Below are 23,487 nucleotides of genomic sequence, written 5' to 3'. Positions count from 1 at the left end.
CAAAGGAGCCCACCCCATGAAGCCATCCGCTTCGCCGCAGCCGCGTCGTGCTGCCGCCGCCGCTTTTATCGGCACCATGATCGAGTGGTACGACTTTTACATCTACGCCACCGCCGCTGCGCTGGTGTTCGGCCAACTGTTTTTCCCCTCCGAAGACAAGCTGTTCAGCACCATGGCCGCCTTCGGCACCTTTGCCGTGGGCTTCTTCGCGCGGCCGCTGGGCGGCATTGTGTTCGGGCATATCGGTGACCGTATCGGGCGCAAGAAGTCCCTGGTGATCACCTTGGTGATGATGGGCGTGGTCACCGTGTGTATCGGCTTGTTGCCTACCTATGCACAGATCGGCGTCGCGGCGCCGGTGCTGCTGATTCTGCTGCGCGTGGTGCAAGGTATCGCCGTCGGTGGCGAGTGGGGCGGGGCGGTGTTGATGGCCGGCGAACATGCGCCTAAAGGCCGGCGCAATTTCTTCGCCTCCTTTGCACAGCTCGGCAGCCCGGCAGGTTTGATTCTGTCGCTGCTGGCCTTCAGTGCGGTCACGCGGTTGCCGGAAGAAGACCTGCTCAGTTGGGGCTGGCGGTTGCCATTCCTGGCCAGTGCGCTGTTGCTGATCGTCGGCTTGGCGATTCGCCTGGGCGTAAACGAATCACCCGAGTTCCTGGAAGACAAAGCCATCGCCGAAAAGGCGCGGGCGATCAAGAAAGACCAGGCACCGGTCATCGAAGTGCTGAGAACCGCCTGGCGCCCACTGCTGTTGTGCATCGGTGCCAATACCCTGGGCATCGCCGGTGTGTATTTCACCAACACCTTCATGATTGCCTACAGCACTCAGCAATTGGGCCTGCCGCGTTCGCTGATTCTGGAATGTCTGTTCGTTGTCGCCATCATCCAATTCTGTGTACAGCCACTGGCCGCCTGGGTCGCTGAGAAGGTCGGCGCTACGCGTTTTCTCTGCGCTATGACGGTGCTGGCGATGGCCTCGCCGTACCCGATGTTCGTGCTGGTCAGCAGTGGCCAGGCGCCGTTGATTATTCTGGGTATCGCCTTGGCGGTGGTGTGCATGGCGTCGTTTTATGCCGTGATCGCAGGTTTTGTCAGCGGCCTGTTCGAGACGCGCGTGCGCTACACCGCGATCTCGTTGGCCTACCAGGTGTGTGGTGCGCTTGCCGGTGGCCTGACGCCATTGATCGGCACCTGGCTGGCCCATGAATACCAAGGCCAATGGTGGCCGATGGCAGTGTTTTACAGCCTGATCGCGGCGGTCTCGTTGGTGTGCGTGCTGGCATTGTCACGCCGCCATGCCAGCGCTCACCGGCTTGAAATGGCACAGGGTGTTTAAGGGAGGTTTTGCAATGTTGAAGATTAATGGCCAGCGCCTGTGGGCCAGCCTGATGGACATGGCCGAGATCGGCGCCACGGCGCGTGGCGGTAGTTGCCGCTTGGCCTTGAGTGCCGAAGACAAGGCCGGTCGCGAGTTGTTCAGCCACTGGTGCACAGCCGCCGGGCTGAGCCTGAGCGTGGACGCCATCGGCAACCTGTTCGCCCGTCGCGCCGGCACCGACCCTGACGCGGCCCCGGTATTGATGGGCAGCCACCTCGACACCCAGCCCGAAGGCGGGCGCTTTGATGGCGTGTATGGCGTACTGGCGGGTCTGGAAGTGATCCGCAGCCTCAACGACCATGGCATTCAGACCCGCAAACCACTGGAAATTGCCGTGTGGACCAACGAGGAGGGCGCCCGATTTACGCCGGCGATGCTTGGCTCGGCAGTATTCACCGGTACTCTGGCGCTGGACCAGGCGCTGGCCACGGCAGATGTCGACGGCGTCAGCGTGGCAGAAGCGTTGCGCACCACCGGCTACAACGGTGAGCGCGCTTTGGGTGGTGCGGTGGATGCGTATTTCGAGGCGCATATCGAGCAAGGCCCAATCCTTGAAGACAACGCCAAGAGCATCGGCGTGGTCACCGGTGGCCAGGCGATTCGCTGGCTCGATGTGCGGGTCGAAGGCATGGCCGCGCACGCTGGCACCACGCCGATGCCGTTGCGTAAAGACGCCCTGTATGGCACCGCGAAAATGATCCAGGCCCTGGAAAATCTGGCGACGGATTTCGCCCCCGAAGGGCTGACCACCGTCGGCGAGTTGAGCATTGCCAAATCCTCGCGCAACACTATTCCCGGCTTGCTGAACTTCACCGTCGACTTGCGCCATCATCGCGATGCCGACATTGAAGCCATGGATCAACAAGTGCGTGCGCGCTTGCAGGCGATTGCCGAGAAGCGTGGCCTGACGGTCACTATCAGCCCTCACTGGATCAGCCCGGCCACGCCATTCGATACCGAGTGTGTCGCCTGTGTGCAGTCGTCGGTGGATGCCTTGGGTTACAGCCAGCAACGCATTGTCAGCGGTGCCGGGCACGATGCGATTCACCTGGCTCGCTTTTGCCCGACGGCGATGATTTTCATCCCGTGTGTCGGTGGCCTCAGCCATAACGAAGCCGAAGATGTATTGCCCGAGGACGTGCGCCAAGGCACCGATGTATTGCTTAACGCCGTGCTGCAACGCGCCGGCCGCACTAATTGACGACTCACATTTACTAGCCACACCGGATTCAAATGTGGGAGCTGGCTTGCCTGCGATAGCGGCCTTTCAGTCGACATCTCTGGCACTGATACACCGCCATCGCAGCCAAGCCAGCTCCCACAGGTTCGGTGTTCAGCCAGGAGCACTCCATGCGTACTTTCTTTCACCCTGAACAACTTTTGCACCACCCGCGCAGCTATTACTCCCGTGGTCAGATGCGTACACCGCAGGAAGTCCCCGAACGCGCCCGCAACTTGCTGGTGGCCGCGCAGACTCTGGGCTTTGAGATTCAGCAACCGTCGGATCATGGCCTCGATCCACTGCTCGCCGTACACGGTGCGCCTTACCTGACCTTCCTCCAGGAAGCCCACCAGCGCTGGAAGGAAATCCCCGAAGACTGGGGTGACGAGGTTATGTCCAACATCTTTGTGCGCGAACCCAATGCCCTGCGCGGCGTCCTGGCCCAAGCGGCACGCTACCTGGCGGATGGCAGTTGCCCGATTGGCGAACTCACGTGGCGCTCGGCTTATTGGTCGGCGCAAAGTGCTGTCGCCGCCGCCAAGGACATCCTCGACGGCGCACCGGCCGCCTACGCGTTGTGTCGCCCGCCGGGCCATCACGCACGTTTCGATGCGGCGGGTGGCTTTTGCTATATCAACAATGCCGCCGTGGCGGCGCAGGTGTTACGCGAAGGTTTCCAGCGCGTTGCGGTGCTTGATACCGACATGCACCACGGCCAAGGTATCCAGGAGATTTTCTACCAGCGCGATGACGTGTTGTATGTGTCGATCCACGGTGACCCCACCAACTTCTACCCTGGCGTTGCAGGTTTTACCGACGAGCGTGGCAGCGCTGCCGGTGAAGGGTTCAACCTCAACCTGCCGATGGCCCACGGTTCCAGTGAAGCGGTTTTTTTTGAGAAGCTTGAACTGGCCCTGGCGGCGGTGAAGGACTTTTCGGCGGACGTGCTGGTGTTGTCCCTGGGCTTTGATATTTACGAGCTGGACCCGCAAAGCAAAGTCGCGGTGACGCGCGAAGGGTTTGCACGGCTGGGCGAGTGCATTCGCGCATTGGAGTTGCCGTGTGTGATCGTGCAGGAAGGTGGCTATCACCTGGAGACGCTGGACAGTAATGCGCGGGCGTTTTTTGGCAGCCCGCAGGCCTGGAAGCGCTAATTCAGCGTCGGTTCCTCGACAATTTCGATATTGGCGGCCATCCACGCTCCGCCAGGCCCTCTTACCAATTCATAGGTGACGACCTGCCCCTCTCGCAACACCAACCCACTCTGGCGAGAGGTGGTGTTGCGAAAGAAGATGTCCTGTTCATCGTAGGCAACTGCTGGGTTATGGATTGCACTGCGAGTGGAATGTGCAGTCTGTGGAGTTTTTTTTGGCATGGCCGTTCTCCTTTTCAGCGCAGTGCGTCGCCCGTTTTGGGCTGGGTGCAGTGGTGATAAAACTAAGGCTTACTCCGGACGAACCTGGGCATGCCTGCATGCCCTTTTGCCCCCTTTCGGCAACAAAAGAAACTGTCTGACCCTCTGCCAGTTTTTTGTGGCCGTCCATTTCAATTGCTTTGAAATGGACGAAAAGGTCGTCTCCGCCATTCTGCGGCGTGATGAAACCGAAGCCTTTATCGTCGTTGAACCACTTCACAGTGCCGATTTGTCTGTTGCTCATCTTGTTCATCCTCGAAACCGAAATTATCCGCAGAAAGCCGGTGGTGTGCCGGCGGCGGTACCTCTAAGCAAAGGCCTGAAACGACAGGGCGTCAATGCTCGGCAGGACAAGCGGTACTGTCATTTATGACAGGTTTGCGGGCTTAAAAATGGGCACATACTGCGAAGTTTGATGGCTAAGGTGTACGAGTCGCAGGCGTCAGTTCCAACACCCGATTCCTCCCGCCTTCCGCCAGCAGATAAGTGCCACGATCCGTCGGTACAATCGACTGCGGCGCCTTCAGGAACGACAAAATCGTCTGCTGCTGCCCCTGTTTATCAATCAACAACAACCTTGCGCGGTGTGTCGAATCTTCATTGACCCACAACCCGCGTTCATCGCACATCAAAAACGTCGGTTTGTTCAACCCTGCCAGCACCACCGGATCGCTACCATCATCGGTCAGCTCGCGCACTACGCCTTTCTTCTTTTCGGTGTAGAGCATTCGGCCATCGGTGCAACGGGTGATGGACTCGCCTTCGTGAAGTTTGTCGCGCACCACGGTCAGCGTTTGATCGCTCCAGCGATAACGCAATAGCCGCCCATTGTCCTTGCGGTCTTCGATGGCGTAGAGGTCGTCGCCCTCAACCCACAAACCCTGTACGTTTTCGCCGCGAAACAGCTCGGTCACCACACCGTCCTTGAGAAAGCTGACCGGGGCGTCGCCGGTTTCCTGGCTGAACACCCAGCCGCCGTGGGTGGCGAACATGCCATCGGGCTTGGACAGGCTGCCGACCACCACGTCACGTCGACCGTCGGGGTGGATGCGTACGATGCTGCCTTTGGCGTCATTGAGTTCCTGGCTGATCATCAGCGAGCCATCCGGCATAGGCATCAACGAAGCGGCTTTGGGCACGTCACTGTGCACGGTTTGCACGCTCCATCCGGTGGCAGCGCTGACGGGGTAGAAGCTTTGCCAGGCGAAAAAGCCCAGGGTCGCAACAGCCAGTAAGCCGGTCAGGCTTAACCCCCAGCGCAAAGGTCGACGCGGGTTTGGGGTGTCAGTCATTTTTTCTTCCTTGTTTTTTGGCACGCCATCGGTGGGCGTGAGGCCTGCTCTCACCCGTGATTCTGAAATTGAGCGGCGTAATCCTGGCCGCCGTAAAACACGCCCAGGATCGACACGGTTTCAGTCTCGGCGGCTACGCTGAATGCGATGGCGGTGGTGTGCCGGTAATGGGTGATGCGCAAGGCGGGCAGCAGGTCGTTACGGCATTTACCGCGCAATGGAAACACGCTAAGGCTGTCGCAGTAGCTGATGATGTTGTCGATAAAACGTGCTGCAACATCGGGGGCTTCGGTTTTGCTGATGTAGTCTTCGAGGGCGTCCAGTTGGGCTAACGCCTCAGGCGCAAAGGCTACCGTATAGCTCACGGTTTTTTTGCGCCTGTTCGCTGGCGCTTGGCTGCCATGTGTTCGCGAACCTGCTCGGTGGAGAGCGCTCGGCCAGGGTCTGCATCGAGGGCGGCGGCGGCGGGGATCACCTGGTCGCGCAGCCAGTCTTCCATGGCGCGGTCACGGGCCATCAGCGCCCTGAGGCCGTCGCGTATCACTTCACTTTCGCTCGCATATTCACCGGAGGTGACCTTGGCTTTGACCAGGGCGGCCATCTCGAGTGGCAAGGTAATGCTCATTTGCTGGGTTGAGCGCATGTCAAAGCCCGCGAGTAATGGGTAGGATTCAATCCTACTCGACCATTGGCGTGTTGCAAGGAGCAACTGACCGATGTCGGTATCCGGCGTCTCATCGTCGATCCAAAATAGGTAGGGGTTCTGGCAGGTTTCCATGAGTGTTTCTCTCTCCTGTTGAGTAACTCAGGCTGCAAGTATTGACGCTTTTTAACGACTGCGTGGCGCCACTCAGCCAATAACGCACTGATATGTATGACTTCATATTTGTAGCAAGGTTATTAACGCCAACCGTCCCGGCACGCATGGCGCCTTACCACCGGCCATACGATAATGCCCCCCAAATCGACCACACTGGCCCATCCCCCGTGATCATCAACTTCGACCTAAACGACCTCCAAGCCTTCCGCGCCGTGGTAGACAAGGGCAGTTTTCGCGGCGCTGCCGAGGCCATCCGCATCTCACAGCCGGCCCTGAGCCGACGCATCGAAAAGCTCGAGTCCGCCCTTGACGTAAAGCTGTTCGAACGCACCACACGCCGGGTCAGCCTGACCATGGTCGGGCGCGCGTTCCTGCCTCAGGTGGAACGCATCCTCGACGACCTCGATATCGCCTTGATGGGCATCAGTAACGTCGCCTCCACGCGCATGGGCAATGTCACCATCGCCTGTGTGCCGTCCACTGCCTACTACTTCATGCCCCACGTGATCTCCGAGTTCCACAAGCTGTACCCGAAGATTCGCCTGCGGGTGCTGGATGCCAGCGCCGGCGAGGTGTGCAATGCAGTGGAAAGCGGCGAGGCGGATTTCGGCGTGAGTTTCAGCGGCAGCCTGGCCGATGAGGTGGAGTTCGAGTTGTTGTTCCAGGAGCGCTATGTGCTGGCCTGCCGTCGTGACCATCTATTGGCCGAGCGCGACAGCGTGAGCTGGGCCGAAGCCTATGAGCACGACTACATCACCGTGGACAAAACCTCGGGCAACCGCTTCCTGCTGGACCAGGCATTGCGGGGTGTGCGGGTGAACAAACCGAGTATCTGCGAGACCCACCACGTGACCACCATGATCGGGCTGGTGGAGGCTGGGCTGGGTGTGGCGATGGTGCCGTCGATTGCGATGCCGGCGTGCGAACACCCAATTCTGGTGAGTGTGCCGCTGGTCGAGCCGCAGGTGATGCGCCATGTGGGCTTGATAAAACGCCGCGGGCGGACATTGCCGCCAGCGGCGCTGGAGTTGGAGCGGTTGGTGCGCGAGATGCCGTTTCGGTCAGTGTGACACCGAGTCCAGGCCGGTGGATTGCACCACCGGTTGCGCCTCGGGCGAGGCCAGGAACTGCAGCAACGCCTTGGCCTGGGCCGGGTGTTCGGCGTTGACCGGAATACCCGCCGCAAAGCGCGTCACCGACTGCACGTCTTCCGGGATCTTGCCCACGTACGTCACGCCCGGCACCGGCAACAATTCGGCCACCTGCTGCAGGCCCACCTCGTAGTCACCCTTGGCGACCTTTTCGGCCACCGGGGTGCGCTCGACCATCGTGCCCTTGGCGGGCATGCCGAGCTTCTTGAACAACTCCTTCTCGACATACACACCGCTGGCGCTGTCCGAATACGCCACGGAATTGGCCTTGCTCAGCACGGCCTTCAACTCGGCGTCAGTGCCGATCGCAGGTTTGGCTGCGCCGGCTTTGACCACCAGGCCGATCCGCGAATCGGCCAGTTCCACACGGGACGCTGGGTCGACCTTGCCTTGTTTGATCAAGTCATCCAGGGCATAGCCGACCATGATCACCACGTCGGCATGTTCGCCACGGGCCAGGCGGTTGGGAATCGCTTCCGGTGCCTTGCCCATCGACGGACCGAGGATGGTGTCCAGGGTGTCACCGCTGTGCTGGGCATATTGCGGGCCGAGCAGTTTATAGGCGGCGGTGAAACCGCCGGAGGTCATTACCTTGAGCTGTTCGGCCTGGGCCGTCAGCGCCAGGGCGCCGAGGGCCAGGGCCGTCAGGGTTTTGATCAGCAGCTTCATTACACCGCCCCCTGCATCACCTGCCCACGCGCGTTGGCACGACGGTACAGCGCCAGGGTCGAGCACAGCGCGCACACCGCGGCGAACATCATCCAATAGGCCGGCGAGGCTTTGTCTTCGGTGATGTGAATGAACCACGTGGAGATCGCTGGCGTGAAGCCACCGAAGATCGCCGTTGCCAGGCTATAGGCCAGGGAGAAGCCCGCCACACGCACTTCCACCGGCATGATTTCGGTCAGCGCCGGGATCATCGCGCCGTTGTACATGCCGTACAGGAATGAGAACCACAGCAGGGTTTCGAGCATATGCGCAAAGCTTGGCGCGTTGACCACGAATGACAGCGCCGGGTAGGCGGTGATCACGGTCAGGGCGGTCATTGCCACCAGCACCGGCTTGCGCCCAAAACGGTCACTCAGGGTGCCGCCGATCGGCAGCCAGACAAAGTTCGACACGGCCACCAGCAAGGTCACCAGCAGGGCGTCGGAGGTGCTCAGGTGCAGCACGGTCTTGCCGAAGGTCGGCGCGTACACCGTGATCAGGTAGAACGCGGTGGTGGTCATGGCCACCATCAGCATGCCGCCGATGACAACGGTCCAGTTCTTCACCAGGGTCGCCAGCACTTCGCGCATGCTCGGACGATGCTTGCGGTTGGCGAACTCTTCGGTTTCCTGCAAGTTGCGACGCAGCACGAAGATGAACGGGATGATCACGCAGCCGATGGCGAACGGAATGCGCCAGCCCCAATCGGCAACGACCGAGGGTTCCATCCACACGTTCAGGCCGTAGCCCAGCGCAGCGGCCACCACGATGGAGATCTGTTGGCTGCCCGACTGCCAGCTGGTGTAGAAGCCTTTGCGGCCTGGGGTGGCCATTTCAGACAGGTAAACCGACACACCGCCCAGTTCTGCGCCAGCCGAGAAGCCTTGCAGCAGGCGGCCCAGCAGCACCAGCAACGGCGCCCACAGGCCAATGGTCTGATAACCCGGCACCAGCACGATCAGCAGCGTACCGCTGGCCATGATCGACAGGGTTACGATCAAGCCTTTGCGACGACCAACGTCATCGATATAGGCACCCAGGATAATTGCGCCCAGGGGTCGCATCAGGAAGCCTGCACCGAACACGGCGAAGGTCATCATTAATGACGCAAACTCATTAGCGGCGGGGAAGAACGCGGCAGCGATGTAGGTGGCGTAGAAGCCGAACAGAAAGAAGTCGAACTGTTCGAGGAAGTTGCCCGAAGTAACGCGGAATACCGCACCAACTTTCGAGCGGGCAGAGTCGGGCCGGGAAGGGCTAGTCATGGTTTTGTGTCTCCAGCGTTCTTTTTAAAGTGCTTGTTTCGCTTAAGACCGCGGATAGTGGCTGACACATTTAGAAATGATAAGTGAGTAATTTGGATGTATTGATGCGTCCTGGCTATCAATCGACGCGTCCGCCAAAATCACACGGCTGTTCTATGCTTCACAGGTGACCAATTCTTATGGATGGGAGGTGCGTATGGGTAACGAGCACAAACGCCAGGACGAGCCGGAGCACAAGCAGCCCCGGCAACGCGAAGAAGAAAAGCCGCAGACCTGGAAACATCCGGACGACGGCACCGAACTGTCCGAGCGCGATCAGGAGCGACCGCTCAAACCCTGAATTCCCAGGCGATGGTGATCAAATTGTGGGAGCTGGCTTGCCCGCGATGGCGGCGGGTCAGTCTCTACATCTGCGCCTGATACACCGCTATCGCAGGCAAGCCAGCTCCCACAATGTTTCTGTGTTCAGCCCACGATCGGCGTACACAGTTCCACCAGCGTGCCATCCGGGCAGCGCACATACGACACCACTTGCCCCCAGGGCTTGGTGCTCGGAGGCGACAGCTCCTTCGCGCCGTGCAGCAGCGCCTTGGCATGGGCGACGAATACATCCTCGGTGACAAAACCCACTTCCATCCCCAGCGGTTTTCGGGAGGCGTGCGCCTCGACGTGCCCGCCGTCGAAATTCATTTCGCCCAGTTCATGCGCAGCGAACGACAGTGTGGTGTCACCCGTCTCCAACTCGCCATAAGTGCCGGATTCATGCAAAAAACGGCGACTGAAACCGAAGGCTGTTTCAAAGAAAGCCAGTGACGCGGCAACGTCAGGCACATAGATGATGGTGTAGGCGAATTTCAAGACAGGCACTCCTTGCTGAAAAATAACCGGTCAAGGCACCAGCACGGCGATAGGAAAACCCACGCTATGGCTAAGCCAATAATGACCAGCACGATAGCGATCCTTTGACCTTCAAGCGCTGATTTATAGTCCCAAAGGCGCCGGATGAACAGTGTTCACATAGACGCAGCCCGCCGGGCTTTCTAAACTGCGGCTTGTCTTGGGGAAAGGGGCAGGTGCCGATGAATCGTAATGAACTACGTAAGGCCGACATCAACCTGATGGTGGTTTTCGAAGCACTGATGCTCGAGCGCAATGTAACGCGAGTGGCAGAGAAGCTGTTTCTCGGCCAGCCGACCATCAGTTCGGCCCTCAACCGCTTGCGCACCTTGTTCAACGACCCGCTGTTTATTCGCGTCGGCCACCGCATGGAGCCCACCGCGCGGGCCGAGGAGATCATCCAGCACCTGTCGCCGGCCCTTGACTCATTGTCGTCAGCCTTGAGCCTGACCCACGATTTCGACCCGACTCAAAGCACCATGACCTTCCGCATCGGCTTGTCCGATGATGTCGAGTTCGGCCTGCTGCCACCGCTGCTTCGAGCCTTGCGCCAGGAAGCGCCGTTGGTGGTGTTCGTGGTGCAGCACGTCGATTACTGGCGTATCCCCGACTTGCTGGCTTCCGGCGATATCACCGTTGGCATCACCCAGACCCGCGGCCTGCCAGCCAATGCCAAGCGCAAGTTGTTGCGGCATATCCGCCCCTGCCTGTTGCGTGCCGATGCCTCGGCTACACCGCTGACCCTCGACGAATATTGCGCCCGTCCCCATGTGTTGGTGTCCCACACCGCCAACGTGTCGGGGTTTGCTGACGAGTGGCTGGCCGAGATTGGTCGCAAACGGCATGTGGTGCTGTCTGTACCCCAATACAGCGCATTGCCGGCGTTGCTCGCCGGCACCGACATGATCGCCAGCCTGCCGGATTACACCGCCCATGCCATGGCCGCCGGCGGCAACCTGTTCTGTGAGCCGTTCCCGTTCGAAACCCCAACCCTGGACCTGTCGATGGTCTGGCTCAGCCACGTCGACACGGACCCTGCCGAACGCTGGATGCGTTCACGGCTGGAGGCGTTCATGAGTGAGCGCGACAGGCTGCCGGTACTGACGGAAAAGTCTTGAGATTAGCCTTCAGGGAGATCCACCGATGACGTTATCCCGTTCGTTCGTTGCGAGGGCTGACCGAAGTTTCACAGTGAAATCGGTCTGACTTCGTTCAACTGCATGCTATATGTAGGTTTCTTTTCAAGCCCGCTCGGAGCTTTTCATGCCGCACCTGCACCTGGAATACACCGCCAACCTGACTGGCCTTGCCGTCGAGAAAACCCTGCTGCGCCTGAACAATGTGCTGATGGCGTCCGGGCAGTTCGGTTCCGAGTTCGATATCAAGAGCCGCGCAATCAAGGTCGAAAGTTTCCAGGTGGGTACTTCACTCAGCCCGCGCGGTTTTATTGCGGTGAAGCTGTCGCTGCTCAGCGGGCGCTCACCCCAGGTCAAGCAGCAGTTGTCGGAAAGCTTGTTGGCGGCCCTGCAGGACGCCGCTGAGTGGTCGGCCGATTTGCAGGTTCAACTCAGTGTCCAGTTGCTGGACATGGATCGTGATTCCTACAGCAAAGTCGCTATTGGTTGAGGGTTACAACAAGCCCTGATCGGCGCACACCTTGACGATCTGCTCACGAAACCAGGTATTGGCGCTGTCCTGGCCGCTGGTTTCATTCCACTGCATGTCCAGGGTAAACCCCGGCAACCCGTTCGGCGCTTCGCAATGGCCGAACACGCTGGCCGGTGCCAGCAGCTTTTGCACACGGCGGGGCAGGGTGACGATAAAGTCGGTGCCGCTGACCATCTTCAAGGCGGCACTGTAGCTGTTGGCACGGGCAATCACCTGGCGCTTGTGGGCCTGGCGTGCCAGCCAGCCGTCGATCATGTCGGTGTCGGAGGTCCAGGGTGTGGGGAACACGTGGCGCCGTTCGACAAACGATTGCAGGCTGAAAGCCGGTTCGCGCGGGCTCGAACGTTTATCGAACACACACACCAAGTCGTCTTCCAGCAGCATCTGGGTCTTGAAGTCTTTGTGGGCACGGTGAAAGTGCGGGCCGAAACAAATCACCAGGTCGAGGCGGCCTTCGCGCAGGTCGTCGGCGGGCAGCTCGGTTTCGAGTTTTTGCACATTGACGATCACCGGCAAGTCGGCCCGGTCGAAGTTCTTCAACAGGCGCGGCAAAATCAGTTGCTCGAAGTATTCCGGGGCACAGACGTTGAAGGTCACCGCCTTCTGCGTCGGGTCGAAGGCCTGGCTGCCGGCATGGCACAGGTTGATGCTTTCAAGGATCTTCTGCACGTGTTCGTACATGGTGGTGGCCTTGTACGTCGGGCGCATGCCGGCCCGCGTGTTGATAAACAGCTCATCCTCAAAACTGGTGCGCAGCTTCTTCAGGCTGTAGCTCACGGTTGACTGACTGACAAACAGCGTCTCGGACACCTCGGTAACGCTGCTCTGGTCATAAACGGCAATAAACACCATCAAGTCCTGCATATCGAGCTTTCTGAGCAAGTTACTGTTTAGCATCGGTTTCGTCCGTAAACCCTTTGTACCGAACTCAGTACAAGACTGGCAAAAGCTTAACGGAACGGTCGTGCCAATAGAAAGTGCTGTAGGACGTTTCTATGTTTGGTGTGGGACATAAAATGTTGGCAACACGACGTTACTGAATATGTCGGCTGTAATGCTTTGGATTGAAGCGTGTAACGATCACCAGCATCAGCACAATCACGCCGGTCAGTGACCACCAGGCCCATTCGAAGCTGCCGAGTTGATCGCGGATCATGCCGGCGATAAGTGGCGACAGGCCAGCAATCAGGTAACCGATGCCTTGCACAAAGGCGGTCAGGCCGCCGGCGCGGCGCGGGTTGTCCAGGTGGTCGAGGGACAGGATCAGGCTCATCGGGAAAAGGCCGCCGATGCCCAGGCCAAGCAGGCATGGCCACAGTAGGCTGAGGTGTTGCGGGCTGAGAATGAGGCCGCAGAAGCCGAAGATGATCAACACCAGCAACACTGCGACCACCCCGCGTTTATCCTGGCGGCGGTTGGCGATGGCCGGGGTAATCAGGCCGGAGACCACTTCCATCGCGGTCAGAAAACCCAGCAACAAACCGGCGTTCTGTTCGCTCCAGCCTTGCTCCACGTAGTACGGCGCCAACCACGCCAGCACACAGGTGTAGGACGCCGTACCCAGGCCAAAAAAGACCGCCAGCAACCAGGCGCGGCGGTTGCCGAAAAACGACGCCTGTTTACCCGGCCCGGCTTGGGACAATGGCGGCAGCGCCGCGCGCTGGGCGTACCAGCACACCAGGGCAATCAATGCCAGTACCGCCCAGATCGCCAGGCCGATGCGCCAGCTGCCGGTCTGCACTTGCACGAACGGCGCGAATGAAGCCGCCAGCGCTGCACCACCCATGATCGCGGTGACGTACAGGCCCATGAACAGCGAAACATTGTCACTGAAGCGCGACTTGATCAGCGCCGGCATCAAGGCCTGGATCAGCGCGATACCCACACCGGCCGCCATTGCGCTGACGATCAGCTCCAGCGCCGAATCCACAAACAACCGCGACAGCGTGGCCAGGCCGATTACCACCAGCGACACCGCAATGCTGCGGTGCTCGCCAAGCCGCTTGGCCAGGGCCATGCCAAAAAACATCGCCAGGCCCATGGCCATGACCGGCAGCATGGTCAGCAAGGCCGCGCTGCTGAAACTCAACGGCACATCACCGCGAATCGACGACAGCAGTGGGCCGACGGCGGCCATTGACGGGCGCAGGTTAAGCGCGACCAGCACAACGCTGATCATCAGCCACACGGCGGTGGTGGGTTTTGCTTGAACGTTTTCCATGGGTGGACCTTGAGTGAACAAGGGCGAATCAGGCCATGGGCGGGGCAGCGGTGCAAATCAGAAAGTCGCAGGGGCTATCTAAAAATTGCGGACCAAAGAACAACACCGGCCACTGTGGGAGCTGGCTTGCCTGCGATGGCAGTCTATCTGCAGCGGATTTACCGCCTGACACACCGCTATCGCAGGCAAGCCAGCTCCCACAGAGGGCCGTGGTGTCAGCTAACGCGAATCACATGCTTGATCTCTTGAAACGCCGCCAACCCCCACGGCCCCAGCTCACGGCCGATACTGCTCTGCTTGTAACCGCCCCACGCCGTCTGCGGGAAGATCACCTGCGGTGCGTTGATCCACACCAGGCCCGCCTGCAAGGCATTCGCCACGCGTTCGGCGGTTTCGGCGTTGGCGCTCACCACACTGGCGACCAGGCCGAAATCGCTGTCGTTGGCCAGGGCGATGGCCTCGGCTTCAGTGGCAAAACGTCGTACACACAGCACCGGGCCGAAGATCTCTTCATTCCACAAGGCGCTGCCCAATGGCACGTCGGTAAACACAGTCGGGCGAATGAAAAAGCCTTTTTCCAGGCCCACCGGGCGAGCGCCGCCACACACCAACCGCGCGCCGTCATCAATGCCGCGCTGGATATGCCCCAGCACCCGTTGATACTGCGCACGGTTGATCAGCGCGCCCATCTCCACATCCTCGGCAAACGGGTCCGCCACGCGAATCGCTTCAGCCCGTGCCTGCAAACGCTGCAGGAATTCATCTGCCAGGTTGTCGGCCACCAACACGCGACTGGTGGCCGAACAGATCTGCCCCGCGTTGAAAAAACCACCGCCACAGGCCAGCTCCACTGCCAGGTCGAGGTCGGCATCGGCCAACACCAGCAATGAAGATTTGCCGCCCAGCTCCAGGCTCACCCCCTTGATGGTTTCGGCGGCGCGCTGCATCACCTGCACGCCCACCGCATTGCTGCCGGTAAAGGAAATTTTCGCCACACGACGGTCTGCCGCCAGTGGCGCACCGACCGCAAGGCCGGTGCCACACACCAGGTTAAATACCCCTGCCGGGAAGCCGGCCTCGGCAATAATCCGCGCCAATTGCAACTCCGCCAGGGGCGTGACTTCCGACGGCTTAAGCACCACGCAGCAACCGGCCGCCAACGCGGGGGCAAGCTTCCAGGCGGTGGTCACCATCGGGAAATTCCACGGCACGATCAAGCCCACCACGCCGCACGGCTCACGGCGCAGGCGTGCGCTGAAATCGTCGCTGGGCAATGCCACCGGGCTGTCTTGTGCTGCGTCCATTGCATCGCAGATACCCGCGTAGTATTCGAAGGTGGCGATCACGTCATCTACATCAATACCGGCTTCAAACAGCGGCTTGCCGTTGTTGCTCGACTGCAACTGCATCAGCGGTTCACGCTGCTCGCTCACACCTTGGGCGACCTTGCGCAGCAGGGCGCCGCGATCACGGCCGCTGCTTTTCGACCAATCGACAAAAGCCGTGCTGGCCGCGTCAACCGCCAGCTGCACTGCCGAGGCATCGCCCACGCTGACGTGGGCCAAGGTCGCCTCGGTGGCCGGGTTGATCACCTCCAGCACCGCATGGCCCGCCTGCCATTGGCCGTTGATAAACACACCGTTCAAGACTGCGCTCATACCGCCACCTCCTGCATCCACAGCCCTTGGTTGATTTCAATCAGTGTCGGCCCCTGGCGATCCGCGGCGGCGCGCAATGCGCTGCGCAAAGGCTCGATGCCCTGGATAGTTTCTGCGGCGCAACCCAAGGCTTTGGCTACGCCGATAAAGTCCGGGGTGTAGATGTCTACACCAACCGGTTCGATGGCGCGGTTGAGCATGTATTTCTTGATCTCTTCATAGCCCTGGTTATTCCACAGCAGCACGATGACCGGCACCTGCGCTTCCACCGCACTGGCCAGTTCCGGCAGGGAAAATTGCAGGCCGCCGTCGCCGATCAGGCACACCACCGGCTGGCCGTCACCTCGGCCCAGCCAGGCACCGATGGCGGCGGGCAGGGCGTAGCCCAGGGTGCCGTAGCCGGTGGACGAGTTGAACCAGCGGCGTGGGTGGTCAAGGTTCAGGGTCAGGTTGCCGCTGTACACCGGCTGGGTGGAGTCGCCCACCAGCACGGCGTTGGGCAGCGCTTGTAACACGGTGTCGAGAAACAGCGTTTGTGCGCGGGTGGCCGCGTCCCAAGTGGGCGCCAGTTCGGCCCACAAGCGCGCGACTCGTTCAGCGCCCCAATCGCCGTCACGGGCCGGCAATGGGGTTTTATCCAATTCGGCCAACAAGGCGTCGGCGGCTATTTGCGCATCGGCCACCAGAGCCACGTGCGGCGGGTAGTTGCGCACAGTCTGGTCGGCGTCGATATCGACACGCAGCAGTGCGCCGGGTATCTCGAAGCCACCGGCGAAGGTCACGTCGTAGTCGGTTTCGGCCAGTTCTGTGCCGATGGCCAACACCACGTCGGCTTCAGCGACCAGCGCACGGGCGGCGACCAGGGTTTGCGTCGAGCCGATCAGCAGCGGGTGCGTCGATGGCAGCAGGCCTTTGGCATTGATGGTCAGCGCAACCGGCGCGCCAAGGGTATCGGCCAGGCGCGTCAGCTCTGGCGCGGCGTCGATGGCACCGCCACCGGCCAGGATCAGCGGGCGTTTGGCCGCGGCGAGCAACTGGCTCATCTGCTTGACCGCCGACGGCGCTGCGCCTGCGCGGGCGACGCTGACCGGCAGGCAGGTCAGCAATGCATCGGCGTTCTCCACCAGCACATCCAGCGGGATCTCGATATGCACCGGGCGCGGTCGCCCCGCCTGGAACACCGCAAATGCCCGCGCCAGCACGCCAGGCAACTCCGCCGCCGACATCAGGGTATGGGAGAACGCCGCCACGCCGGCGATCATCGCGCTCTGGTTCGGCAGCTCATGCAGTTTGCCGCGCCCGCCGCCCAATTGGCTGCGCGACTGCACGCTGGAAATCACCAGCATGGGGATCGAGTCGGCGTAGGCCTGGCCCATGGCGGTGGTGATATTGGTCATGCCCGGGCCGGTGATGATGAAGCACACGCCGGGTTTGCCACGGGTGCGTGCATAGCCGTCGGCCATGAAACCGGCGCCCTGTTCGTGGCGCGGGGTGACATGGCGAATGCTGGAACGCGCCAGGCCGCGATACAGTTCAACGGTGTGTACGCCGGGAATGCCGAACACTTGGTCCACGCCGTAGCTTTCCAGGAGGTTGACCAATACTTCGCCGCAGGTCGCCATACATGTCGCTCTTGTTATGGATTCGAGGCGCTATTGGAGCGGCTGGCCCGTAGCGGCAACAATCGATAAAAAGTCATACTAGCCATGTCCCCACGTCATGGCTTACCCCGATGAAACGCCTTCCACCACTGCCTGCGCTGCACACGTTTTGGGTCACCGCCCAGTGTTGCAACTTCACCCGTGCCGCCGAGCAACTGCACATTACCCAAGGCGCAGTGAGCCGTCAGATTGCCGGGCTGGAAAGCCATCTGGGTTACGCCCTGTTTCAGCGCCAGGCACGGGGCTTGAGCCTGACCGAAGAGGGCCGTGAATGGTCGTTGCGTGCCCAGCAAGTATTTGGCCTGATCGGTGACGCGGTGGAGCAGATCGGCAGCCGCCGCGCCACCCTGCAACTCAAGGCTTCCACCTGTGTGATGCGCTGGCTGCTGCCGCGCCTGATGCAATGGCAAAAGGAGCGCCCGGAGGTGCCGGTGGAGTTGACCACCACCGTGGCCTATACCGTGGACTTTCGCCGAGAGCAATTTGACGCAGCGGTGATCTATGCGCCCATCGCCGAGCAGTCGGCCGAGGCACGGCACCTGTTTGATGAGCAGCTCACGCCCGTCTGTGCACCGGCGTTGCTCGGCGGTCTGCACACGCCGGCAGACCTGCAGCAACAGGTGCTGCTGCACCCCACGCGGGACGAGCGGGATTGGGCATTGTGGTTAAAGGCGGCGAATACGCGGTTGAGCAACCTGGCCCAGGGGCATCACTTCGAGACGCTGGACCTGGCCATGACGGTAGCGTCCCAAGGCTCGGGCGTGGCGATAGGCGACAGTGCGCTGATTGGCGAGGATGTGAAAGCCGGGCGGCTGGCCACGCCGTTTGAATTGCGGGTGCCGACGGGGATGGGCTATTACCTGGTGTACCCGCCGGGGACTGAGCCTTCGGCTGGGCTGCAAGCGTTAATGGCGTGGCTGGTGAGCGAGGCACACCAGCCCACACACTGAAGATCAAATGTGGGAGCGGGCTTGCTCGCGAATGCGGTGTATCAGGCAGAGATGTTCTAACTGAACCACCGCATTCGCGAGCAAGCCCGCTCCCACAGTTTTGATCGCGCCGGGTCAGTAACCGACGGTGAAGCGTTGACGCGAGTGCTTCGGTGTTTCCACTTCGTCGATCAGCGCAATGGCGTAGTCAGCAAAACTGATCCAGCTACGGCCCTCGGCGCTCACCAGCAGATCGTCCTGGCCCAGGCGGAATTTGCCGGTGCGCTCGGTTTCAACAAATTCTGCCGACGGCGACAGGAAGGTCCAATCCAGTTCTTTTTCCTGACGCAGCACGTCGAGAAACTCAGCACCGGCGCTGGCTTCGGCTTTGTATTCGGCCGGGAAACCCTCGCTGTCGATCACGCGACTGCCACCTGGCAACAACAACGAACCCGCACCGCCCACCACCAGCAGGCGTTTCACGCCGGCTTTTTTCACCGGGCCGATCACGGCGCTGGCGGGCAGGGTGGCGAAGTGCGCCGCACTGATCACCACGTCGTTGCCGCTTACCGCTTGCTGCAAGGCCGCCGCATCAAGGGCGTCGACCTTTTTAACGGTAAGGCCCGGGCGTGCCGCCAGCTTCTCGGTATTACGCGCAATGGCAGTAACGGTATGCCCACGACGCAGCGCTTCTTCCAGCAGTTGGCTACCGGCACGGCCGGTGGCACCAATGATTGCAATCTTGCTCATGACGTTCTCCAGTACGTTAGGGTTTAAAACCAATCACCACTTCATTTCGCCCTTGGCGACTTTGGCACCCAGTTCCAGGCTGCTTTCGTCTTCAAGGTTCGGGTAACGCTTTTTCATCGCTGCGATCAGTGCAGCCGAGTCCTTGGCCTTGGCGGTCTCGATATCGAAGGCCTTGATGTAGTCGGCGGTAAAGGCCACGGACTGCACGGTCGGTGTGCCCAGGTAGTGGCCCGGGATCACGGTGGCCGGTTTCAGGTCCTGGATACGTTGCAAGGTGGCCAGCCAGTCGGTGTGGGATTTGGCGGTTTGCGTGTCGGCCATCCACACGTGGGTGTTTTCAAATACCACGACACCACCGACGACCGCCTTGATCGAGGGGATCCACACAAAGGTGCGCTCCGGCTGCGGACCGTCCAGGCCGATCACTTCCAGGCTTTTGCCTTCCAGCGTCAGGGTATGGCCCTGCAATACCTGCGGGATGATGGCTTTGCTCGGCTTGTCGGCGCCGAGTTTCGGGCTCCAGAACGCGATTTTTTGCTCAACGGTGGCCTTGATATGGTCCACCACCGGCTGGGTGGCCAGCACTTTGGCGTCGGGGAACGCGGCGGTCAGGGTGTCGAGGCCGAAGTAGAAGTCCGGGTCGCCGTCGCTGACGTAGATGGTGGTGAGGTGTTTGCCGCTGCTGCGGATTTTCTGCACCAGTTGCTCGGCCTGGGTCTTGCCGAACTGGGCGTTGACCAGGATGAGGTCTTTTTCACCGCTGACCAGCACCGAGCTGACCGGCATCATGGCCGATGTGCCTGGGTTGTAGGCGTCCAGCTTCAGGTCGGCAGCCGCAGCATGGGCGGCGAATGCCAGGGCGGCCGAAGCCAGGGCCAATCGTTTAAGTACCGAGATCATATGCAGCTCCAGCAGCAGGTAAGTGATGCACAGAGCTTAGTTGCACCAAACACAACAAAAAATGCGATGCTTGGACATAGTTTGTTTCTAAAAGCGTGCAAATCATGGATCGTCTTCAAGCAATGCGGGTGTTTGTCGCGGTAGTTGACCTGGGCAGCCAGTCCGCCGCTGCGGATCAGTTGGACCTGTCGCGGCCGGTGGTCTCGCGCTATCTGGCTGAACTTGAGGATTGGGTCGGTGCGCGCTTGATGCATCGCACCACGCGCAAGCTCAGTCTCACCGCCGCTGGCAGTGAAACCCTGCCGCGCTGCCGGCAAATGCTCGAGCTGTGCAGTGACATGCAGGCGGCCGTCAGTGAGCCGGATGAAGCGCCGCGCGGCCAGTTGCGCCTGAGTGTCAGCAGCTCTTTCGGCCAGGCGCAGTTGGCGGATGCCGTGGCTGCCTACGTCAAGCTTTACCCATTAGTCAGTATCGATATGCAGATGCTCGACCGCACGGTGAACCTGGTGGATGAGCGTATCGACCTGGCTATCCGCACCAGCCTTGAGCTGGACCCCAACTTGATCGCCCGCAAGCTCACCCTGTGCCGCTCGGTGATCTGCGCTTCGCCCGCGTACCTGCTGGAACATCCGCTGCCCCGGCAAGTCAGCGACCTGGCAGCGCACAATTGCCTCACGCACTCTTATTTCGGTAAAAGCCTTTGGCATTTCACCGAGAACGGCGAGCCAACGTCGGTGGCGGTGCAGGGCAATATCACCGCCAATGAGGCCATGGCCCTGTTGCGGGTGACCCTGGCGGGCGCCGGTGTGGCGCGGCTGCCCAGCAACCAGGCGGGGGACTATATCCGTCGCGGCGAATTGATCCGTCTGTTGCCCGAAGCCGAGCCGCAACAGATGAATGTGTATGCGGTGTATGCCTCGCGTAAACACATGCCGTTGGTGCTGCGCAGCTTTGTGGATTTTCTGGTGAACAGCTTTCCGGAAGAGCCGGTATGGGACATTGGCCTCTAATCGACATAAACGTGTTGAATGACGCCCAATAATGGCAACTCGCCCTGACTGACCTATGCTTTAAAAAGCACCGAGTCGATCTATTCAGAGGTGTGCCATGACCCTAAAAATTAGAAAGTACCTGATGATTTTCATCCTGTCCGCGTTGGCCACCGCGCTGTACGGCACGGCCGCCTACCGGGTTGAACAGACCCGCATGCAGCCGACCTTCGCGATCAGCTGCCACCAGGATCTGTGTGTGCCGCGTACCGGCAGTTTCAGCGCGCTCAGGTAGGCTGCTCAGCCTTCAGTTGCTCGCGAAACGCCTTGGGCGAAAACCCCACCCGGCGGCGGAACAGCCGGGAGAAGTTGGTCGGGTCGGAAAACCCCAACACCTCCGACATCTCATTGATGGTCATGCTGGTATAGGTCAGCAAGCGCTTGGCTTCCAGCAACTGGCGGTCATGCATGATCTGCAAGGCAGGCTGCCCACCCAACTCCCGACACGTGCCGTTCAGGTGTGAGACCGAGATACCCAGCTTGTGGGCCAGGTCTTCAATCTTCGGGTGTTCGCGGTAATGCTGCTCGACCAACTGCGTAAAGCGCCGAAAATATTCACGCCCACGCGGCGCGCGCGGATGGCGGCGCTGGATCGCCTGGCGGCTGATCCACACCAGCAGCACGCTGACCAAGGCGTGCATCATCATGTCGCGGGCCGGTTGTTCATCGGCGTACTCATCCTGCAGGCGGGCGAACAGGCTGTTGAGGTAGTTGCTGTCCTTGCCGGCCGGGTAATTGCCCAGGGCGTGCAAACCGTCCACCGTCGCGCCCAGCTGTGTCTGCAAATGGCTGACCAGCGGTGCGGCCAGCGTCACGATAAAACCTTCCACATCTTCAGAAAACCGAAACCCGTGTACACACAACGGCGGCAGCACCTGCAAGGTGGCTTCGCTGAGCGTGGTGCGCTGGCCTTCGATTTCCAGTTGTGCCTGGCCCCTGTGTACGTACAGCAATTGGCACAGATCCGCGTGCCGGTGGGGTTGGATTTCCCACTGGTATTCCCGGCTCCGTCGGGAAATGGTTTCACAGTGCAACAAATCCGGGGTCGGCCATTGCTGGCTTTCTCCGTAAAGCTTGAAGACCGGAATCGCGGTACTGGCAGTTTTGGTCATGGTTTCAATCCGATACTCAGGATAGTGGTGCGGTAATCGCCCCAATTGGCAAAAAGCGCAGGCTTTGTCGCAGTTTTCACCTTCTTATGGCGGCCACTCAAGTGAAAAATGATCAGCAACAAGATGAATGACAACTCTTTCACCTGATCCGTTCGGGTGGAGCTTGCGGGCCATAAAAATAATGAAAACGCTGAAAACCCAAGTCGCCATTATTGGCGCCGGTCCCTCCGGATTGCTGCTCGGTCAACTGCTGCACAATGCCGGTATCCAGACCCTGATTCTAGAGCGCCAGAGCGCCGACTACGTGCAAGGCCGCATCCGCGCCGGGGTGCTGGAGCAAGGCATGGTCGACCTGCTGCGCGAGGCGGGCGTGAGCCGACGCATGGATGCCGAAGGCCTGGTACACGATGGCTTTGAGTTGGCACTCGATGGCCAACTGACCCATATCGACCTCAAAGGCTTGACCGGCGGCCAGTCGGTGATGATCTACGGCCAGACCGAAGTCACCCGCGACCTGATGGCCGCCCGCGAGGCTGCCGGCGCTGTGACCCTGTACGAAGCGCGCGACGTGCAGCCCCATGACCTTAAAACTGATCGGCCCTGGCTCACCTTCGAACACCAGGGCGAACGCTTTCGCCTGGACTGCGATTACATCGCCGGGTGCGACGGTTTCCACGGCGTGGCGCGCCAGTCGATTCCGGCGCAGTCGTTGCAGGTGTTCGAGCGCGTCTATCCGTTCGGCTGGTTGGGCATCCTCGCCGATACGCCGCCGGTGCATGACGAACTGGTGTATGCCAAACATTCGCGTGGCTTTGCGTTGTGCAGCATGCGCTCGCCGACCCGCAGCCGCTATTACTTGCAGGTTCCGGTCGATGAGCCTCTGGATGATTGGTCGGATGAGCGTTTCTGGGCCGAGCTGAAAACCCGCCTGCCCAGCCAATTGGCTGAACAGTTGGTCACCGGGCCTTCAATCGAAAAAAGCATCGCGCCGCTGCGCAGCTTTGTGGTCGAACCCATGCAGTACGGGCGCCTGTTCCTGCTCGGTGACGCCGCGCATATCGTGCCGCCCACCGGCGCCAAAGGCTTGAACCTGGCGGCCAGTGATGTGAGCACCTTGTTTCGGATCATGCTCAAGGTGTACCGCGAGGGCCGCGTGGACCTGCTGGAAAAATACTCGGCCATCTGCCTGCGCCGGGTGTGGAAGGCCGAGCGGTTTTCCTGGTGGATGACCTCGATGTTGCACCAGTTCCCTGAGGCCGACGGCTTCAGCCAGCGCATTGCGCAGAGCGAGCTGGAGTATTTCATCCATTCGCAGGCGGGGCGCCAGACCATCGCAGAAAATTACGTCGGGCTTCCTTACGAAGCTATCGAGTAGCCTGCTATCGTATCCAG

General features: G+C 60.5%; 25 protein-coding genes and 1 pseudogene. 11 read left to right on the top strand and 15 right to left on the bottom strand.

Features of this window, described 5'->3' with window-relative positions; all coding sequences use genetic code 11:
* Window positions 1–16 precede the first annotated feature (16 nt).
* The 3 genes from FFI16_RS18835 to FFI16_RS18825 all read left to right on the top strand — a co-directional run bounded on the left by FFI16_RS18835 (window position 17) and on the right by FFI16_RS18825 (window position 3,754).
* Window positions 17–1,336: an MFS transporter gene (locus tag FFI16_RS18835; RefSeq protein ID WP_138816289.1), complete on the top strand. Its 1,320-nt coding sequence runs from the start codon at window positions 17–19 to the stop codon at window positions 1,334–1,336.
* 13 nt (window positions 1,337–1,349) lie between these two features.
* A complete protein-coding gene (locus FFI16_RS18830) occupies window positions 1,350–2,579 on the top strand; it encodes a Zn-dependent hydrolase (protein ID WP_138816287.1) in 1,230 nt (409 codons plus the stop codon).
* A 149-nt stretch (window positions 2,580–2,728) separates the two neighbouring features.
* Entirely contained in the window at window positions 2,729–3,754 is a 1,026-nt protein-coding gene (locus FFI16_RS18825; protein ID WP_138816286.1) for a histone deacetylase family protein, read from the top strand.
* Here the strand turns inward: FFI16_RS18825 and FFI16_RS18820 are convergent.
* The 5 genes and pseudogenes from FFI16_RS18820 to FFI16_RS18800 all read right to left on the bottom strand — a co-directional run bounded on the left by FFI16_RS18820 (window position 3,751) and on the right by FFI16_RS18800 (window position 5,949).
* Window positions 3,751–3,975, bottom strand: a complete 225-nt coding sequence (locus FFI16_RS18820) for a cold-shock protein (protein WP_138816285.1) — start codon at window positions 3,973–3,975, stop codon at window positions 3,751–3,753. The genes FFI16_RS18825 and FFI16_RS18820 overlap by 4 nt on opposite strands.
* A gap of 91 nt (window positions 3,976–4,066) precedes the next feature.
* Window positions 4,067–4,258 (bottom strand): annotated as a pseudogene (locus tag FFI16_RS30730) (cold-shock protein); the annotation flags it as partial.
* Window positions 4,259–4,433: 175 nt separating this feature from the next.
* Window positions 4,434–5,306 carry a hypothetical protein gene (locus tag FFI16_RS18810; RefSeq protein WP_138816282.1) on the bottom strand — a complete coding sequence of 291 codons (873 nt, stop codon included), beginning with the start codon at window positions 5,304–5,306 and terminating at the stop codon, window positions 4,434–4,436.
* Window positions 5,307–5,356: 50 nt separating this feature from the next.
* Entirely contained in the window at window positions 5,357–5,671 is a 315-nt protein-coding gene (locus FFI16_RS18805) for a type II toxin-antitoxin system RelE/ParE family toxin (protein WP_138816281.1), read from the bottom strand.
* Window positions 5,668–5,949: a type II toxin-antitoxin system ParD family antitoxin gene (locus FFI16_RS18800; protein WP_178112744.1), complete on the bottom strand. Its 282-nt coding sequence runs from the start codon at window positions 5,947–5,949 to the stop codon at window positions 5,668–5,670. Before FFI16_RS18800 ends, FFI16_RS18805 begins: the two co-directional genes overlap by 4 nt.
* Before the next feature lie 344 nt (window positions 5,950–6,293).
* Here FFI16_RS18800 and FFI16_RS18795 point away from each other — a divergent pair, with 344 nt between their 5' ends.
* Window positions 6,294–7,196 (top strand): LysR family transcriptional regulator, encoded by a 903-nt coding sequence (locus FFI16_RS18795; protein ID WP_138816279.1) that lies wholly within the window; start codon window positions 6,294–6,296, stop codon window positions 7,194–7,196.
* Here FFI16_RS18795 and FFI16_RS18790 read toward each other — a convergent pair.
* Entirely contained in the window at window positions 7,188–7,946 is a 759-nt protein-coding gene (locus tag FFI16_RS18790) for a substrate-binding domain-containing protein (RefSeq protein WP_138816278.1), read from the bottom strand. The two genes, FFI16_RS18795 and FFI16_RS18790, sit on opposite strands and share 9 nt — an antisense overlap.
* Window positions 7,946–9,250, bottom strand: a complete 1,305-nt coding sequence (locus tag FFI16_RS18785) for an MFS transporter (RefSeq protein WP_138816277.1) — start codon at window positions 9,248–9,250, stop codon at window positions 7,946–7,948. The genes FFI16_RS18790 and FFI16_RS18785 overlap by 1 nt, the downstream gene beginning before the upstream one ends.
* A 196-nt stretch (window positions 9,251–9,446) precedes the next feature.
* On the opposite strand from FFI16_RS18785, the gene FFI16_RS30535 reads away from it, so the two are divergent.
* Entirely contained in the window at window positions 9,447–9,590 is a 144-nt protein-coding gene (locus FFI16_RS30535; RefSeq protein WP_178112694.1) for a hypothetical protein, read from the top strand.
* A 125-nt stretch (window positions 9,591–9,715) separates the two neighbouring features.
* Here the strand turns inward: FFI16_RS30535 and FFI16_RS18780 are convergent, their stop codons facing one another.
* A complete protein-coding gene (locus tag FFI16_RS18780; RefSeq protein ID WP_138816276.1) occupies window positions 9,716–10,108 on the bottom strand; it encodes a VOC family protein in 393 nt (130 codons plus the stop codon).
* A gap of 221 nt (window positions 10,109–10,329) precedes the next feature.
* Here FFI16_RS18780 and FFI16_RS18775 point away from each other — a divergent pair, with 221 nt between their 5' ends.
* Together FFI16_RS18775 and FFI16_RS18770 are read left to right on the top strand one after the other, a co-directional pair.
* On the top strand, window positions 10,330–11,265 hold the full coding sequence (locus FFI16_RS18775) for a LysR substrate-binding domain-containing protein (RefSeq protein WP_138816275.1): 936 nt from the start codon (window positions 10,330–10,332) through the stop codon (window positions 11,263–11,265).
* Window positions 11,266–11,410: 145 nt separating this feature from the next.
* Window positions 11,411–11,773 carry a 5-carboxymethyl-2-hydroxymuconate Delta-isomerase gene (locus FFI16_RS18770; protein WP_138816274.1) on the top strand — a complete coding sequence of 121 codons (363 nt, stop codon included), beginning with the start codon at window positions 11,411–11,413 and terminating at the stop codon, window positions 11,771–11,773.
* Window positions 11,774–11,776: 3 nt separating this feature from the next.
* Here FFI16_RS18770 and FFI16_RS18765 read toward each other — a convergent pair whose 3' ends face one another.
* The 4 genes from FFI16_RS18765 to FFI16_RS18750 all read right to left on the bottom strand — a co-directional run bounded on the left by FFI16_RS18765 (window position 11,777) and on the right by FFI16_RS18750 (window position 17,316).
* Complete coding sequence (locus tag FFI16_RS18765; RefSeq protein ID WP_138816273.1) at window positions 11,777–12,712, bottom strand: LysR family transcriptional regulator; 936 nt, start codon at window positions 12,710–12,712, stop codon at window positions 11,777–11,779.
* A 136-nt stretch (window positions 12,713–12,848) separates the two neighbouring features.
* Window positions 12,849–14,036: a cyanate transporter gene (locus FFI16_RS18760; RefSeq protein ID WP_138816272.1), complete on the bottom strand. Its 1,188-nt coding sequence runs from the start codon at window positions 14,034–14,036 to the stop codon at window positions 12,849–12,851.
* 215 nt (window positions 14,037–14,251) lie between these two features.
* Window positions 14,252–15,694 carry an aldehyde dehydrogenase family protein gene (locus tag FFI16_RS18755; protein WP_138816271.1) on the bottom strand — a complete coding sequence of 481 codons (1,443 nt, stop codon included), beginning with the start codon at window positions 15,692–15,694 and terminating at the stop codon, window positions 14,252–14,254.
* A complete protein-coding gene (locus tag FFI16_RS18750; RefSeq protein ID WP_138816270.1) occupies window positions 15,691–17,316 on the bottom strand; it encodes a 5-guanidino-2-oxopentanoate decarboxylase in 1,626 nt (541 codons plus the stop codon). Before FFI16_RS18750 ends, FFI16_RS18755 begins: the two co-directional genes overlap by 4 nt.
* Before the next feature lie 110 nt (window positions 17,317–17,426).
* Between FFI16_RS18750 and FFI16_RS18745 the strand changes: the two genes are divergently transcribed.
* Window positions 17,427–18,305 (top strand): LysR substrate-binding domain-containing protein, encoded by an 879-nt coding sequence (locus tag FFI16_RS18745; RefSeq protein WP_138816269.1) that lies wholly within the window; start codon window positions 17,427–17,429, stop codon window positions 18,303–18,305.
* Between the two features lie 114 nt (window positions 18,306–18,419).
* Here FFI16_RS18745 and FFI16_RS18740 read toward each other — a convergent pair whose 3' ends face one another.
* Together FFI16_RS18740 and FFI16_RS18735 are read right to left on the bottom strand one after the other, a co-directional pair.
* Window positions 18,420–19,034 carry an NAD(P)-dependent oxidoreductase gene (locus tag FFI16_RS18740; protein WP_138816268.1) on the bottom strand — a complete coding sequence of 205 codons (615 nt, stop codon included), beginning with the start codon at window positions 19,032–19,034 and terminating at the stop codon, window positions 18,420–18,422.
* Window positions 19,035–19,067: 33 nt separating this feature from the next.
* Window positions 19,068–19,934 (bottom strand): MBL fold metallo-hydrolase, encoded by an 867-nt coding sequence (locus FFI16_RS18735; protein WP_138816267.1) that lies wholly within the window; start codon window positions 19,932–19,934, stop codon window positions 19,068–19,070.
* Between the two features lie 104 nt (window positions 19,935–20,038).
* Between FFI16_RS18735 and FFI16_RS18730 the strand changes: the two genes are divergently transcribed.
* Both FFI16_RS18730 and FFI16_RS30530 read left to right on the top strand, forming a co-directional pair.
* Window positions 20,039–20,944 carry a LysR family transcriptional regulator gene (locus tag FFI16_RS18730; RefSeq protein ID WP_138816266.1) on the top strand — a complete coding sequence of 302 codons (906 nt, stop codon included), beginning with the start codon at window positions 20,039–20,041 and terminating at the stop codon, window positions 20,942–20,944.
* Between the two features lie 97 nt (window positions 20,945–21,041).
* A complete protein-coding gene (locus FFI16_RS30530; protein ID WP_167353682.1) occupies window positions 21,042–21,218 on the top strand; it encodes a hypothetical protein in 177 nt (58 codons plus the stop codon).
* On the opposite strand, the gene FFI16_RS18725 is transcribed toward FFI16_RS30530, so the two are convergent.
* Window positions 21,211–22,095 (bottom strand): helix-turn-helix domain-containing protein, encoded by an 885-nt coding sequence (locus tag FFI16_RS18725; protein WP_138816265.1) that lies wholly within the window; start codon window positions 22,093–22,095, stop codon window positions 21,211–21,213. The genes FFI16_RS30530 and FFI16_RS18725 overlap by 8 nt on opposite strands.
* Window positions 22,096–22,285: 190 nt before the next feature.
* On the opposite strand from FFI16_RS18725, the gene pobA reads away from it, so the two are divergent.
* The gene (gene pobA / locus FFI16_RS18720) at window positions 22,286–23,470 is read left to right on the top strand and encodes a 4-hydroxybenzoate 3-monooxygenase (protein ID WP_178112743.1); all 1,185 of its coding nucleotides are present in this window, start codon (window positions 22,286–22,288) and stop codon (window positions 23,468–23,470) included.
* The last annotated feature ends 17 nt before the right edge of the window (window positions 23,471–23,487 follow it).

This window comes from Pseudomonas sp. KBS0710 (genome assembly GCF_005938045.2).
In the GTDB taxonomy this organism is placed as follows: domain Bacteria; phylum Pseudomonadota; class Gammaproteobacteria; order Pseudomonadales; family Pseudomonadaceae; genus Aquipseudomonas.
This window is presented reverse-complemented; position numbering and strand designations above follow the sequence as displayed.